We start from the raw sequence: 16,201 nt of genomic DNA on the forward strand, positions 1-16,201 counted from the left end.
ACGATGGCATAGTTTTTACCTTAATTTAGATTAAAAATTGATGAATACTATTATTGAATATATGAAAAGAAATTATAAAATACTTCTTGTTGTTGCGTGTCTTTCGATATCGCTATTTGCGTTCAAAATTAATGCGGCAAAAGATACAGACCCTGAGAAAGATAAATTACTTTTAGAATTATTGACTTTTGTCATACAAAAAGGACATTATAATCCTGCAACTATAGATGATACTTTTTCAAAAGGAATTTATAAAGACTATATTCAAGCTTTAGATCCTTCTAAACGTTTCTTTTTGCAGTCGGATATTAATGAGTTTTCAAAATATGAAACGCAATTAGATGATCAATTATTAAATAAAGATTTGACTTTTTTTAATCTTACTTACGATCGTTTAATGCAAAGGATGGAGGAAAGTAAAAAACTCTACAAGAACATTTTGAGCCAACCTTTTGACTACACAATTGATGAGAGTTTTAATACAGACTATGAAAAAGCACCTTATTCGAAAGATAGTAAGGAACTGGCCGATAAATGGCGTAAGCAAATTAAACTGTCGGCTCTTTCCTCGCTAACCGATCGATTGAAAATGCAGGAAAACAAAAAGAATGGAATAGTGGAAGCTAAAGATTCTGCAAATAATATAGAACAAGCGGAGAAATTGAAAGTTGATATCATCAGTGCGGAAAAAGACAATAAGGCTGTGTCTCTAGATAAAGGAAAACTGAAAACATTCGAGCAATTAGAGAAAGAAACTAGAGAAAGTGCCTTGAAATCACTAGATGAATATTTTGGTTTTATGAAGGACTTAGATAGAAATGATTGGTTTTCGGTATATATTAATTCTATTACGGCTCGTTTTGATCCTCATACTAATTATTTTGCTCCTGAAGAAAAAGAGCGTTTTGACGTTAGTATCAGTGGAAAATTAGAAGGAATTGGTGCTCGTCTTCAAAAGAAGAATGATTTTACTGAAATTTCAGAACTTATCTCCGGTGGGCCGGCTTGGAGAGGAAAACAGCTTGAGGCAGGTGATTTAGTTATGAAAGTGGCTCAAGGAGATGAAGAAGCAGTTGATGTTGTTGGGATGCGTCTTGATGATGTTGTTAAAAAAATTAAAGGTCCTAAAGGAACTGAAGTTCGCCTTACTGTGAAAAAAGTTGACGGAACAATTAAAATTATATCTATTGTAAGAGATATTGTTGAAATTGAAGAAACCTACGCTAAATCAAGCGTAGTAAATAAAAATGGATTAAAATACGGCGTTATTTATCTGCCAAAATTTTATATTGATTTTGAAAACAAGGATGGTAGAGATGCCGGGAAAGATATTGCCAAAGAAGTGGAACGTTTAAAAGCAGCCGGTGTAAACGGAATTGTGTTAGATGTTCGCGATGATGGTGGCGGATCATTATCAACTGTTGTTGATATCGCTGGATTATTTATTGAGCAAGGCCCAATCGTACAAATCAAATCCGCAGGTAAAAAGAAAGAAGTTTTATTTGACAGAGACAAAAAAATTGAATGGGATGGACCACTTGTAATTATGGTAAATAGTTTTTCAGCTTCAGCATCTGAGATTTTGGCAGCGGCAATTCAAGATTATAAAAGAGGTATCATTGTAGGAAGTAAGCAAACCTACGGTAAAGGAACGGTGCAAAATGTAATCGATTTGAATCAATTTGTGCGCAATAGTGCTACGGGAGATTTAGGAGCTATTAAGACAACAACTCAAAAATTTTACAGAATAAATGGTGGTTCAACTCAACTTGAAGGCGTAAGCAGTGATATTGTTATGCCGGACAGATATGCTTATTTAAAAATGGGTGAACGTGATGTAGATAATGCTATGCCATGGGATAAAATTGATCCGGCTGCTTATTCTGTTTGGAATAAAACAGCTAATTTTAATCAGGCTATTGCAAATAGTAAAAAAAGAATCGCGCAAAGTTCCGAATTTCAATTAATTGAAGAAAACGCAAAATGGATAGACAGTAGAAGTCAGGATAATACCTATAGCCTGAACATGGAGAAGTTTAAAATTGCTCAAAATGCGATCGAAGTAACTGCTAAAAAGTACAAGCCACTTTCTGATTACAAAAACGCATTGAAGTTCACTTCATTGCCTTATGAAATTGACGAGGTAAGTAAAGATGTTGTTTTGAAAGAAAAACGTGCGAGATGGCACGAAGCTTTAGCAAAAGATATTTACGTAGAGGAAGCTTTAAATGTTTTGGATGATTTACAATCAAAGGGTGTTGTGAAAAAGGGAATCCCAGCTAAATTAAAAAGGGATAAACTGGCAAAGTCATAATTTGATATTGTTTTATTTTAATAACAAATAAAGGAATTAAAACGCCACAAAAAAATCTATTTTTTTTGTGGCGTTTTTAGTAGTAGTGTAGATTTTAATTCTAAGGAAATGTTAAGGTAGTATTTGAAGAGAGTTTAGTTTAAATTTTGTTATTAGAAATGAAAAATAAAATTTTGTTCCTATTTCAATATCCATTCTCACTTTAGTTTTCAGTAATAGAAATCGCAAAGGGTTTGTTATTGGGATTAGTGCACAAGTGCTCGCTTTTTTCTGACAGACGGTAGATTTTTCTTAAATTAAAAGGAGATTTAGAAAATCAAGTAGTAAAAAATAGTGGTCTTAAAAAGGGGGGTTTTAAGTAGCTTTGATAGAAATAGAATGCTTTTGAAGGCGCGCAGCATCGTTTTTCTATTTTTACAAAGCGACCAAGGGAAGCTATTGAAGAAATAAATAAAAACTATAGTGAGACGAAAAACTTGAAATGAATAGTAGGATTTAGCTCCTGATAATAAATGCTGGTTACCATTCATTTACTTTATTGGCGTCCATTTTTATAAAAATAAACAATAATATAGTGAATCCCCATAGTCCCGATCCTCCGTAAGAGAAGAAAGGAAGTGGTACACCTATAGTTGGGAATATACCTGCGACCATAGCAATATTTACAAAGAAATGAATGAATAAAATACCGGCTACGCAATAGCCATAAACTCGGCTGAATTTGGTTTTTTGCCTTTCAGCGAGGTAAATAATCCTTAGAAATAATCCAACAAAAAGCCCAATTACCACAAGTGAACCAATAAATCCCCATTCTTCACCAACTGTTGTGAAAATATAATCGGTATGTTGTTCCGGGACAAATCCACCTTTTGTTTGTGTGCCTTCCAGAAAACCTTTGCCAAACCATCCACCAGATCCAATAGCGATTTCAGATTGATTGGTGTTGTATCCAATCCCCTTCATGTCCACACTTTTGCCTAATAAAATATTAAAACGATCGCGATGATGCTGTTTAAAAACGTGTTCAAAAACATAATTTACAGATAAGACAAAACCTGACATTAGGACAAAAAGAATACTGCTTAATAGTAGATTGCGATCCCCTAATCTCGATTTGAAATGGACTATTACTAGTACTAATAAAGCAATTAGGATAACATATTGTGGTTGCAGTACTAGTGTTAGAACAAAGAGTAATATAGTAATAAAGCCTGTCCAGACGTACCAAGAAGGAAGACCTTCACGATACAATACGATAATGAATATGCTGTATATTAAGGCGCTTCCGGGATCAGGTTGGGGCAATATAAGCATAACTGGTAAAAATACAATGGCTAATGCCTGAATCTGCCTGTTGACCTCTTTTAAATTAATTTGAGAATCACTTAGGTATTTGGCTAATGCTAAAGCAGTTGCGGCTTTAGCAAATTCAGAAGGCTGAAGTGTAAAACTTCCAAAACCATACCAACAGCGTTGTCCTGCAATTGTCTTACCAAAAACAAACAAACCGGCGAGTGATAACAGAGATATTCCGAAAATGATACTCGCGTACTTTTCGTAAAATTTTCCGTCTATAGACAGTATTATAAATATTAATGGTATGGTTAATACAATAAAGATGAGCTGTTTTTCAGAAGTGCCCTCCATAGATGATAAAGAGGAAGAGTAAATGTTTAACCACCCCATGATCACAAGCGCAATGTATATAATTACGCAGGTCCAATCAAGATTGTTCTTTATACTTTGGTTTTTCATCTCAGGTATATAATCGTATTAATTCTGTTGTGTTGTATCCACTTTTATAACTGGGACTGGAACTGCTGTTTTTTTATTTTTAATTGAATCTTCAATTCTTAATTGTAATTTTATAATTTCTGAAAGTCCTCCTAATTTAGCATATTGTCCTTGTAAACTTGTATTAAGAATGCGAGTTTCTAAATCAGTTCTTGTGATTTTTTTTCTTAAGAATTTTTCAATCATTAAACTAGCGATAGGCCCCGCTATTGTTGCGCCAAAACCTCCATTTTCAACTAAAATGGCGATAGCTATTTTTGGGTTGTCTTTTGGTGCAAAAGCCACAAAAATGGAATGATCTTTTAGTTGTTCTCTTTTGCCATTTATTTTTGCAAAGTTTTCTGCTGTTCCTGTTTTACCACAAATATCGATCCCATCCACTCGAAGTGAACTTGCTGTTCCTAGATTGTACACATCAAATAAGCCGCTTATCATCGGTTTATAATACTTTTTATCTATCGTGGTAACATGTTTAGTAGTAAATTTTTTGTCGATTTTATGACCTTCAATTCTTTTGATGATATGAGGTGTGTAATAGTAACCTTCATTAGCAACTGTTGCCATCATATTAGCAAGTTGTATAGGTGTCATTAAAACTTCCCCCTGTCCGATGGCATTTGACACGATTGTCGTACTGCGCCATCCACCATTAGGATAGATTTTTTTGTATGTTTTTGAATCTGGAATATTTCCTTTTTTTCCAGTTGGTAAATCATATCCCATAAATTGACCTAGGCCAAAACTTTTTATATGATTACTCCATACATCAACGGCATAAGCTGGTTTTGCATATTTATTTATGGTTAGCATATACGCGCTTGCGAAATACGTGTTACAAGAATTGTAGATTCCGTTATGTAATTGATGTGGTCCAAAACCATGACATTTCATAAATCGGCCTCTTGCATAACTAAAACCGTGATGACACATAAAAGTCGTATGTTCATTTACGACACCTTCTTGAAGTGCGACGAGGCCAGTTAGAATTTTAAATGGGGAACCTGGCGGGTATTCCGCAAGTAATCCTCGGTCATATAATGGCTTTGCAATCGAGTCGTGATATAAAACCGTATAGTTTTTTGAACGTTGTCTTCCTACTAATATGGAAGGGTCATAAGATGGTGCAGTAACAAGTGCCAGTATTTCGCCAGTTTTAGGCTCTATAGCAACAATTCCCCCTCTTTTATTAACCATTAATTGTTCACCGTACTTTTGAAGTTCAGCATCAATAGTGAGATTGATGTCTTCTCCCTGAACAGCAACGGTATCATATCTTCCTTCTTTATAGGAACCAATTTCTCTATTGTATTTGTCTTTTTGAAAATATTTTACTCCTTTTATTCCACGTAAAATATCTTCGTAACTTTCTTCAACTCCTTGTCTTCCTATTAAATCACCGCTGTTATAGTAAGGGTTTTTAGCAACGAGCTTCTCGTTAACTTGTGTTATAAATCCGAAAACATTGGCTCCAAAATCGACTTCGTAGTCTCGTAAAGAACGTTTTTGAAAGTAAAAACCTTCGAATTTTCGAATTTTTTCCTGAAATGCTGCAAATTCGCTTTTGTTTAATTGCGGTAAAAATACGGACGGTAATCTTGGACTGTATATTTTGGCTTTTGCCATTCGTTTCAAGAAATCTTCTTTGGTAATGTCAAGTAATTGACAAAGCTCTAAAGTATCAATATTTTTCACATCCCTAGGTATAACCATGATGTCATAAGAAGCCTGATTAGCAACTAATAATTTACCATTTCTATCGTAAATATAACCTCTTTCAGGATAGTCATACTTTATTTTGATGGCATTGTTGTCGGATTTAAGTTTGAATGAATCGTCAACAAATTGCAAATAAAATATGCGTAGCACCAGCAATAACGCTGCAACAATGATTAAAGAAGGCAGCAATACTTTTCTCATCTTTTGTTTGGCTTAATAAGGTAGATTATTGTGATACTAAGAAGTAATGTCAATACTGTACTCAATAGTGTTCTCAGTAATATGTCTAAGATAAAGCTAAACTGAAAAGCTTCAAAAATAAACAAAATGAGATGGTGTATTAAAACAGAAAGTAATATAAAAGAGAACCGTTCCGGAGTGAGCACGTCATTTAATTTAATGGTTTGATATTCGTAACTCAAACCAAAAGAAAATTTAAAAATAAAGGGTCTAAAATAAGCGAGTACTAAACAAGCGGTTGTGTGTATTCCGCCCGAATTAGAAAACATATCCATGATAAGACCAAGAAAAAAGCTGGCTATTAATAAACCGGATTTGTTTCCGTTTACGGGATATAATATGATAAAGAGTATATATGGGAATGGACTGATATAGCCCAAAAAATTCATATTATTAAAAATAATAATCTGGACTGCCAATAACAGAACGAATCGAAAAATATTGACTAACAAAGTGCTATTCATTTTTTTCTTTTTTTTCTAAATTAATAAGCTCGTCGCGATCTTTACTTTTTATGATATACACATGACCTAAATTTGTCATGTCATTAAAGAGTTTGACATTTATGATGTAATAATGGGTTTTATTATCCGTATATATATTAGCTATTGTACCTATTCCTATATTTTCGGGAAAAATAACTGATTGTCCACCCGTTACTATAGTGTCTCCTTTTCTAATTGAAGCTAATCTGGGAACATCTATTAATTGCACGAAACCGGTGCTTTTTCCATCCCAGATCAAAGAACCAAAATGATTTGATTTTTTAATTTTTGCGTTTATTTGTGATTTTATATTTAAAATACTTACCACAGTAGAATATTTTGGGGATGTATTATCTATAATTCCTACAATACCTAAGTCATTGATGACTCCCATGTCCGGTTTTACGCCCTCAAGTTCACCGGAATTTAAGGTTAAATAGTTTTCATGCGAATTGAACGAATTATGAATCACTTTAGAAACTACTATATCCGATGGTTTTACTCCTTTTAAACTGTCTAATTTCTTTATTGCGGTGGTATCTTTTTTATTAAATAAAAAACTTTTTAACTTTGCATTTTCAAGAGCAAGCGCATCGTTTTGAGTTTTTAAATTTAGATACTCATTGATGTTATTCACTTTTTCATAAACACCTCCGCTCAAAAAGTTAGCAGAACTAATTATTTTACTTCTATGAAAAGAGTGAGATTGAATAGTTAGCGTTAACGAAATACCCAAAAGCAGCAAAAACAGTATACGATTACTGTTTTTAAAAATAAAATTAAATATTTGCTGCATTTTTTTAAGTTAAAATTTTTAAAAAATCAAACCCCCAATTCCAAAATATTGATTTATAAGTTGGAATTTGAAAATTGGAATTTGTTATTTTATAAGGATACTTTTAAATTTCGTAATATTTTTTAGCGCCATACCTGTTCCTCTAACGACGGCTCTCAATGGATCTTCGGCAATGTAAACAGGTAAATCTGTTTTTTGCGAAATTCTTTTGTCAAGACCTCTCAACATTGATCCTCCACCTGCAAGATAAATTCCGGTATTGTAGATATCTGCTGCTAATTCAGGAGGCGTTTGAGATAAAGTTTCCATTACGGCATCTTCAATCCTTTGAATTGATTTGTCTAATGCTTTAGCAATTTCTCTGTATGAAACTTCAACTTGCTTTGGTTTACCCGTCAATAAATCTCTACCTTGAACTGACATGTCTTCTGGAGGAGTTTCTAAATCTTCGATAGCGGCACCAATTTGGATTTTTATTTTTTCAGCAGTAGTCTCTCCAACAAAAAGGTTGTGTTGAGTACGCATATAGTAAACGATGTCGTTTGTAAATACGTCACCAGCGATTTTTACTGATTTGTCACAAACAATACCACCTAATGCTATTACTGCAATTTCAGTAGTTCCTCCACCAATATCGACAATCATGTTTCCTTTTGGTTGCATGATATCGATTCCAATACCTATTGCGGCTGCCATAGGTTCGTGTATCAAATAAACTTCTTTACCATTAACTCTTTCGCAGGACTCTTTAACCGCTCTCATTTCCACTTCAGTAATACCGGAAGGAATACAAACAACCATTCTTAATGCGGGAGTAAACATTCTTTTCTTCAATGCCGGTATGCTTTTTATAAATAAGCTTATCATTTTTTCAGAAGCATCAAAATCAGCGATTACACCATCTTTCAAAGGTCTGATCGTCTTAATGTTTTCATGTGTTTTACCTTGCATCATGCTTGCTTCTTTACCTACAGCAATGATTTTGCCAGATACTCTATCACGAGCAACTATTGAAGGGCTGTCAATTACAACTTTATCATTATGTATGATTAAAGTATTTGCGGTACCAAGATCTATCGCGATATCCTCGGTCATGAAATCAAAAAATCCCATAAGTTTTTTAGGGGTTAAAAAGTTATAAATTTGAGACGGGCAAAGTTAAACAAATTAATGTTTAAAATGACGCGTTCCAGTAAATACCATTGCAAGTTTATTTTCATTGCAATAATTGATGCTCAATTCGTCTTTTATTGATCCGCCAGGCTGAATCACTGCCGTAATACCTGCTTTTTTTGCAATTTCCACACAGTCGGGGAAAGGGAAGAAAGCGTCACTTGCCATGACTGCTCCTTGTAAATCAAAATGGAAATTATTTGCTTTTTCTATGGCTTGTAATAAAGCATCAACTCTTGATGTTTGTCCAGTACCAGAAGCAATAAGTGTACCGTTTTTTGCAAAAACAATCGTGTTTGATTTTGTGTTTTTACAAATTTTAGAAGCAAAAATTAAATCTAGAACTTCTTGTTCTGAAGGAGCTACAGTAGTAACGGTTCGTAAGTCTTCTTTATTGTCTGTAATATTGTTTCTTTCCTGAACTAGAATTCCGTTTAAGCAAGAACGAACCTGCTTTTGTGGTAAAACCACATCATTTTGAACTAATATAATTCTATTTTTCTTTTCTTGTAAGATTGTAATGGCCTCAGCATCATATTCAGGAGCTATTACTACTTCACAAAATAATTTATTTATTTCTGTCGCCGTTTTAATATCTATTTTGGTGTTAGAAATTAAAACACCTCCAAATGCCGAAGTTGGATCACAAGCCAATGCAACTTCATACGCTTCGCTTATGGTGCTTCTTGTGGCAAGTCCGCAAGCATTATTGTGTTTTAAAATGGCAAATGTAGGTCCGTCATTTTTGAATTCGTTAATCAAATTTACTGCGGCGTCTACATCTAATAAGTTGTTGTAAGACAATTCTTTGCCGTTAATTTTTTTGAACATGGCATCAAAATCTCCAAAGAAAAACCCTTTTTGATGTGGGTTTTCTCCGTATCTCAATACGTGTCCATTAGCAATACTTTGTTTGTATATAGTTTCGTCTGTATTGAAATAATTGAATATGGCAGTGTCATAATGAGAAGAAACATGAAATGCTTTTGTAGCCAATAATTTTCTGTCCTCAAGTGTAGTCGATCCTTCTTGATTCGTAATCAAATCCAAAAGTAGCCCGTATTGATCAACAGAAGCTACAATTACAGTGTCTTTAAAATTTTTTGCAGCAGCACGAATCAACGAAATACCACCTATATCTATTTTTTCAATTATTTCAGATTCGTGAGCTCCTGATGCAACGGTTTTTTCAAAAGGATATAAATCAACAATAACTAAATCAATTTGCGGAATATTAAATTCTTCCATCTGCTGCACATCACTCTCGTTGTCTTGACGATTTAAAATACCTCCAAAAACTTTTGGGTGTAATGTTTTTACTCTTCCACCAAGAATAGATGGGTAAGAAGTTACATCCTCAACTGGAATTACAGGAATATCTAAATTTTTTATAAAGTCCTCAGTTCCACCAGTAGAGTATAAGATGACATTTTGAGAATGCAGTTTTCTTACGATAGGCTCAAGACCTTCTTTTGAAAATACTGAAATTAATGCAGATTGAATTTTTTTAGTAGTGTTCATTGTGTAGTTATAATTATAAAGTGCAAAAATAGTTTTTTTTTGATTATAAATTTCAATGAAGATTCGTAACATTATCTTAAATAATCATACTAACTTGTTGGTAGGATTTTATTAGGTTTTTGAATAAAATTTATTGAATTTTACTTTAACGCAAAAAAGTTTTTATGTTAGTCTATCTTCGGTTATTGAAAGAGAGTTTTAGTTTTGCAATGAATGCCTTACGAAACAATAAATTAAGAACTTTGCTTTCTTTGTTGGGGGTTACCATTGGTATTTTTTCTATCATAGCGGTACTGGCAGCTGTGGATTCTTTGGATAGAAAGATTACAAAAGATTTAAGCAGCTTAGATAAAAACACAATTTATTTAATGAAATTTTCTTTCGGACCGTCTGATATTCCACAATGGAAAAGGGAGCAGTTTCCGAATGTTGAATACGATGAGTATACCTACATGAAAGGTGCTATGACTAATACGGCGCAAATGGGATACCAAATATTCACAAAAAGAGAATCTATAAAATACGACTCTAAAACCGTAAGTGATGTCAATGTTGTGCCTGTTTCACATGAATTTATAGATATTCAAGGACTTGAATTTGAAAAAGGAAGATTTTACAACGAATCAGAAGCTAACTCTGGTGCTACAGTAATAGTCCTAGGTGATGAGATTGCAAAACAATTATTTGATAATTTTGACCCAATCGGTAAGAATGTTCGTTTATACGGGAAAAGATTTACGGTTATTGGGGTTTTAAAAAAAGAAGGAGCAGGGTTATTTGGAGACAGTAATGACACTACTGTTTTTATTCCTGTTAATTTTGTACGTCAGCTGTACGGGGACAGTAATACAACATCAACGAATGTAATTATTTTAAAGCCTGAAAAAGGAATTGATATGGAAGCTTACAAAGGCGAAATATCTCAAAAATTGAGAAGTTACAGAGGTTTGAAATCTGGAGAAATCGATAATTTTTTCATTAATGTATTTTCAGGTTTTACTGATTTTATTGATAATATTTTAGGTCAGATGAATGTTGTGGGGTGGATTATCAGTGGATTTTCACTACTTGTAGGAGGATTTGGGATTGCTAATATTATGTTTGTTTCCGTAAAAGAACGTACCAATTTAATCGGAATTCAGAAATCTTTAGGAGCAAAAAATAGATTCATTCTGTTTCAATTTTTATTCGAAGCCATCATACTTTCGGTAATTGGGGGGGTTATCGGCCTTTTGTTAGTTTGGATTATCTCTATAGTTTTAACAAAAGTGGTAGATTTTGAATTCGTTTTAGGAATAGGAAATGTTCTTTTAGGGACTGGTCTTGCCGCGTTAATTGGATTAATTTCTGGAATCCTTCCTGCGATTGCCGCTTCTAAATTGGATCCTGTTGAGGCAATAAGAACCGGGATGTAGGACTTGTTATCGGATAAAGAAAGTACTAGACTTCATATAAAAACGGCTCTCAAAATAATTGAGAGCCGTTTTTCTTTGTGCTTTTTAAGCAAAAAAAATCCCGATTATCTCGGGATTTTAAATTTATCTAATTTCGTTATTTTGAATTAAATCGATATACAAATTAATTTTGTCTTTCAATTCTTTTCTTGGCGTTATAAAGTCTAGGAAACCGTGTTCCAAAAGGAACTCTGCGGTCTGAAAGCCTTCCGGTAAATCTTTACCAGTTGTGTCACGCACCACTCTAGGTCCGGCAAATCCGATTAAAGCACCCGGTTCAGAAATGTTTATATCTCCTAACATGGCGTAAGATGCAGTTGTTCCTCCAGTTGTTGGATCCGTACATAAAGAAATGTAAGGTAATTTTGCTTCTGCAAGTTGAGCTAGTTTCACAGATGTTTTAACTAATTGCATCAATGAATATGCAGCTTCCATCATTCTTGCTCCACCTGATTTTGAAATCATCACAAATGGCAGTTGATTTTTTATAGCATGATCAATTCCTCTTGCGATTTTTTCTCCCACTACCGCTCCCATAGAGCCACCAATAAAGGCGAAATCCATACAGCAAATCACCAATTTTTTTCCTTTTGATTTTCCAACTCCAGTACGTACTGCGTCCTTAAGTTTGGTTTTTTCCATCACGTCTTTCAATCGATCTGCATATTTTTTTGTATCCACAAAATGCAAAGGATCTTTAGAAGTCATGTTTTTATCTAATTCGACAAACTCATTGTTGTCAAATAAAATTTGAAAATAGGCTGAACTTCCAATCCTAACATGAAAACCATCTTCTGGACTTACAAATAAGTTGCGAGCCAGTTCATCAGCATCAATAATTTTTCCAGTCGGAGATTTATACCAAAGACCTTTTGGAATGTCCATTTTGTCTTCAGTAGGAGTTGTAATTCCCTTTTCTTTTCTTTTAAACCAAGCCATATTTAGTGTTTTTGTTGTTACAGGTTTAAAGTTTAAAGTTGAGAAACTTCAAACCTGAAACTTTAAACTTTTTATTATAATGTATTCACATTGTTTAAGTCCGCAAATGCTTGCTCAAGTCTTGTGTTGAAAGTAACTTCGCTCTCACGTAACCATTTTCTTGGGTCGTAATATTTTTTGTTTGGAGCGTCAGCACCTTCTGGGTTTCCAATTTGAGTTTTCAAATAGTCAATATTTTTCACCATATAATCGCGAATACCTTCCGTAAATGCAAATTGCAAATCAGTATCAATATTCATTTTTATAACACCGTAGCTAATTCCTTCTCTGATTTCTTCAAGGGTAGAACCGGAACCACCATGGAAAACAAAGTCTACTGGATTAGATCCCGTATTGAATTTATTTTGTACAAAATCTTGAGAATTTTTTAATATTTTTGGAGTCAATTTTACATTTCCTGGTTTGTAAACACCGTGTACGTTACCAAAAGCAGCTGCAATTGTAAATCTTGGGCTAACTTTTGAAAGTTCCTCGTAAGCATAAGCAACTTCCTCTGGTTGGGTATATAATTTTGAGCTGTCAACATCAGAGTTGTCAACACCATCTTCTTCGCCACCAGTGATTCCAAGTTCGATTTCCAATGTCATTCCCATTTTGCTCATTCTTTCTAAGTAACCTTTGCAAATTTCGATATTTTCTTCGATTGGCTCCTCCGATAAATCAATCATGTGAGAAGAGAACAATGGTTTTCCTGTTTCTGCAAAATGTTTTTCTGAAGCATCTAATAAGCCGTCAATCCAAGGCAATAATTTTTTTGCACAATGGTCTGTATGGAGTATCACGGTTGCTCCGTAAGCTTCCGCCAAAGTATGAATGTGTAATGCACCGGCTATTCCGCCAGCGATCGCCGCTTTTTCATTAACATTAGAAAGTCCTTTTCCAGCGTTGAATTGAGCTCCTCCGTTAGAAAATTGAATAATAACTGGTGCGTTTAATTTTGCAGCAGTTTCAAGAACAGCGTTGATGGTATTTGATCCCGTAACATTTACAGCTGGTAATGCAAATCCTTTTTCTTTTGCGTAATTGAAGATTTCTTGTACTTGATCTCCCGTAGCTACGCCTGGTTTTATGTTGTGTGCCATTGTGATTTTTTTAGTTATTTTTTTTGTTTTTAGTTTGCAAAAATAAGAATTAATAGAATTAGAATGGGTAATTTATTCCAAAATTTAAAACAGAGTGTCCAAAATTGTATTCTTCAAACCATTTTTTGCCGCCTTCATTCGCTGGATTGTAGGTCTTAAATCCTAAATCAAAACGAATTACAAAAAAGCTAAAATCATATCTTAGTCCAAAACCAGAGCCTAATGCAATGTCTTTCAAATCTCTAAAACCGGTAAAAGTTGATTTTTCATCAACAACATTATCCAATACGTTCCATATGTTTCCTGCATCAGCAAAAAGTGCTCCTTTTAAACTGCCTAAAAGTTTGAATCTAAATTCGGCACTTATAGCAATTTTCATATTTGCTTCATTAAAATCATTAGTTGCGCCACTGCTTCCCGGTCCTAAGGCATATGGCTGCCAAGCTCTATTGTCATTAGATCCACCTGAGAAATAACTTCTTGAAAAGGGAACGTTATCTGAATTTCCGAAAGGAATTGCAATTCCAAAAAAAGTTCGAACGGCAAAGACTTTTTCTTTAGTTAAATCCCAATGTTTTATATAATCGAACTCTGTTTTTATATATTCTGAATATTCTAAATTGAATATTTCGTAATTCCCATTTGTATTTTTAGGCATACTTGCTCCTTTAGCTACTAATGACAAAAGGGTCCCTGCAGACTCAATTTTAGTTCTGAAAAGGTAAAAGTCATTATCCAATAAATCTTTTTTAGTTGTTTTTGAAAATGTAAAACTGGAGGCAAGAATAAAATCATTTTCTGTAAGTCGCACTCTTCGCTCTTCGATGCTTTTTACGCTTTCAAAAGCTGTTTGCGCTATTGGTGTAAGAAAACTGCCAGTTCCGGTTAGTACATCATTGGTGAAACCGCTAGTTCCGTCTTCAATTATCAAATTTCCATCAGTGTCAAAATAAGAATTGTTGTTGCTATATGTTTTTCCAATTTCGTTTAACGCTTTGTACGATGATCCATAAACATTGAAGTAATTTTGTGGATTTAGATTTCTTACAAATTGTACGTTGAATAAATCAAAGCGTGCGGTATTGTTTTTTTTGGGAGTCCAATTATACGATAATGCACCCGTAAAATTTTCCTTATCCAAACCAATGTTTTGTTGTTTTGCAAAACCGGCATTGGCAAGTGTGGAAGGGATCATACTTTTGGGAATGATTTTTTCGGTACTAAAAGGCATGAAAATTCTGGGAATATTTAATTTTAAATCTAGTCCGTATTCTGAAACATTGAAGAAATTATTCTTTGGGTTTGCTAAATCTTTTGAGGAACCAATATTTCCTCTCGCTCCAATTTCTAAAGTTTCCGCTCCATTAAAAACATTTCTGATAGTTTCTGAAACACTCAATCCTACTCCGACATCCTGTATGTTAGAATGTGTTAAGTCCAAGTTAGTACCAAAACTATATTTTTTTCGTGGGGATAAATAGATTTTGGCAATTAACGAGTGTGCGGTTGTATCTCTTGGATCAACTTCATATTGAATCGTTGGGTAATTGAAAATTTTGAGGTTATTCAGGTAACGTGTGGTTAAAACCGTTTTGTTATCAGCAAACAAGCTTCCTTTGGTAATAAAGATTGCATTTGTGATCGCGCGCGGTTTGTATTTTAATTTATTCTGGCTGTATAGATTAAAATTGTTATAAGTGGTGCTGTCAGTTATGTTTAGCTTTTTAGTTGGCGAATAGTCGGTGTAAATGTTTACATCACTTATTTTATACATTTTAAAAGGTTCCGCTCTACTTGAATCTTGCTCTTGATAAGAATAATTATTGATTATAAGATTTACATTTGCCTTATTCACTTTTTTGATTGTGTCTATGTCAAAAGTTACATAGTTAGGCTGGAAGAAATAAACTCCGTTGTTTCTAAAATGAGTGGTGATTCGGTTTTTTTCATTCTCAAAATCTAATGTTTTGTATTGATTGCCTGATTTTATTAAACTATTCGCTTTTATAGATTCATACAATGAGTCCAAGACTGGGGTTAAAATAGTTGTTTTTATAGTGTCTAAAGAATAGTGTGCACCAGTAATTATCGTATATTTTGTTTTGGCTTTTTTTATGCTCAACGTGTCTATAGTATAATTAGCTTTCACATTGAAATAACCGGAATTAAAATAATAGTAGCTTAACCGTACGATGGATTTGTCAATTTTAGTTTTCTCAATAATTACGGGCGGTTCCCCTGTTTTTTTTAAAAAATCATGGATACCATGATACCAGAAAGATTGACCTAGTCTGTCAACTTGTTTTGCTGACAGCCATTTTGATTTTCTTTCATATTTTCCGGGATTATTAGTGAATTTCGCTTGATAGGTAGAGTCTGGATTCAGGTTAGCTATGTTATATAAATTTAATCGCAATCGATAGCCTAGAAAGGTGCTGTTGGGTTTTTGATACAGTTGATTAAAAACAATTTCTTCTTTTGTGATCTTATCATTTACCTTAATTTCGTTTTTAGTAAGCAGTAATTTTCCTTCGGGAACTCGTTTTACAGCATTACAAGCACAAATAAATATTGCTATTAGAATAAATGCTGTTATTTTTGTGGAAATCTTCTTCAATTGTTATAAA

The 16,201-nt window shown here is 33.7% G+C and carries 11 protein-coding genes; 2 read left to right on the forward strand and 9 right to left on the reverse strand.

Features of this window, described 5'->3' with window-relative positions:
• Window positions 1–40: 40 nt before the first annotated feature.
• Window positions 41–2,314, forward strand: coding sequence for a carboxy terminal-processing peptidase (locus ACFX5D_RS04940; RefSeq protein ID WP_379857134.1), 2,274 nt, complete (start codon window positions 41–43; stop codon window positions 2,312–2,314).
• Window positions 2,315–2,833: 519 nt separating this feature from the next.
• Here the strand turns inward: ACFX5D_RS04940 and rodA are convergent.
• The 6 genes from rodA to purH all read right to left on the reverse strand — a co-directional run bounded on the left by rodA (window position 2,834) and on the right by purH (window position 10,039).
• Window positions 2,834–4,069, reverse strand: a complete 1,236-nt coding sequence (rodA, locus tag ACFX5D_RS04945) for a rod shape-determining protein RodA (protein WP_379857135.1) — start codon at window positions 4,067–4,069, stop codon at window positions 2,834–2,836.
• 18 nt (window positions 4,070–4,087) lie between these two features.
• Window positions 4,088–6,025, reverse strand: a complete 1,938-nt coding sequence (mrdA, locus tag ACFX5D_RS04950; RefSeq protein WP_379857136.1) for a penicillin-binding protein 2 — start codon at window positions 6,023–6,025, stop codon at window positions 4,088–4,090.
• Entirely contained in the window at window positions 6,022–6,528 is a 507-nt protein-coding gene (locus ACFX5D_RS04955; RefSeq protein ID WP_379857137.1) for a rod shape-determining protein MreD, read from the reverse strand. Before ACFX5D_RS04955 ends, mrdA begins: the two co-directional genes overlap by 4 nt.
• Window positions 6,521–7,345, reverse strand: a complete 825-nt coding sequence (mreC, locus tag ACFX5D_RS04960; RefSeq protein ID WP_379857138.1) for a rod shape-determining protein MreC — start codon at window positions 7,343–7,345, stop codon at window positions 6,521–6,523. The genes ACFX5D_RS04955 and mreC overlap by 8 nt, the downstream gene beginning before the upstream one ends.
• A gap of 84 nt (window positions 7,346–7,429) precedes the next feature.
• Window positions 7,430–8,458: a rod shape-determining protein gene (locus ACFX5D_RS04965; protein ID WP_073205523.1), complete on the reverse strand. Its 1,029-nt coding sequence runs from the start codon at window positions 8,456–8,458 to the stop codon at window positions 7,430–7,432.
• Between the two features lie 54 nt (window positions 8,459–8,512).
• Complete coding sequence (purH, locus tag ACFX5D_RS04970; RefSeq protein ID WP_379857139.1) at window positions 8,513–10,039, reverse strand: bifunctional phosphoribosylaminoimidazolecarboxamide formyltransferase/IMP cyclohydrolase; 1,527 nt, start codon at window positions 10,037–10,039, stop codon at window positions 8,513–8,515.
• 164 nt (window positions 10,040–10,203) lie between these two features.
• On the opposite strand from purH, the gene ACFX5D_RS04975 reads away from it, so the two are divergent.
• Complete coding sequence (locus tag ACFX5D_RS04975) at window positions 10,204–11,454, forward strand: ABC transporter permease (protein WP_379857141.1); 1,251 nt, start codon at window positions 10,204–10,206, stop codon at window positions 11,452–11,454.
• A 123-nt stretch (window positions 11,455–11,577) separates the two neighbouring features.
• Here the strand turns inward: ACFX5D_RS04975 and accD are convergent, their stop codons facing one another.
• The 3 genes from accD to tamL form a co-directional block, all read right to left on the reverse strand.
• The gene (gene accD, locus ACFX5D_RS04980) at window positions 11,578–12,432 is read right to left on the reverse strand and encodes an acetyl-CoA carboxylase, carboxyltransferase subunit beta (RefSeq protein WP_379857142.1); all 855 of its coding nucleotides are present in this window, start codon (window positions 12,430–12,432) and stop codon (window positions 11,578–11,580) included.
• A gap of 74 nt (window positions 12,433–12,506) precedes the next feature.
• Window positions 12,507–13,574 carry a class II fructose-bisphosphate aldolase gene (fbaA, locus tag ACFX5D_RS04985; RefSeq protein ID WP_379857143.1) on the reverse strand — a complete coding sequence of 356 codons (1,068 nt, stop codon included), beginning with the start codon at window positions 13,572–13,574 and terminating at the stop codon, window positions 12,507–12,509.
• 58 nt (window positions 13,575–13,632) lie between these two features.
• Window positions 13,633–16,191: a translocation and assembly module lipoprotein TamL gene (gene tamL, locus ACFX5D_RS04990; RefSeq protein WP_379857144.1), complete on the reverse strand. Its 2,559-nt coding sequence runs from the start codon at window positions 16,189–16,191 to the stop codon at window positions 13,633–13,635.
• Window positions 16,192–16,201: the final 10 nt, after the last annotated feature.

Source organism: Flavobacterium fructosi (assembly GCF_042787335.1).
In the GTDB taxonomy this organism is placed as follows: Bacteria; Bacteroidota; Bacteroidia; order Flavobacteriales; family Flavobacteriaceae; genus Flavobacterium; species Flavobacterium fructosi.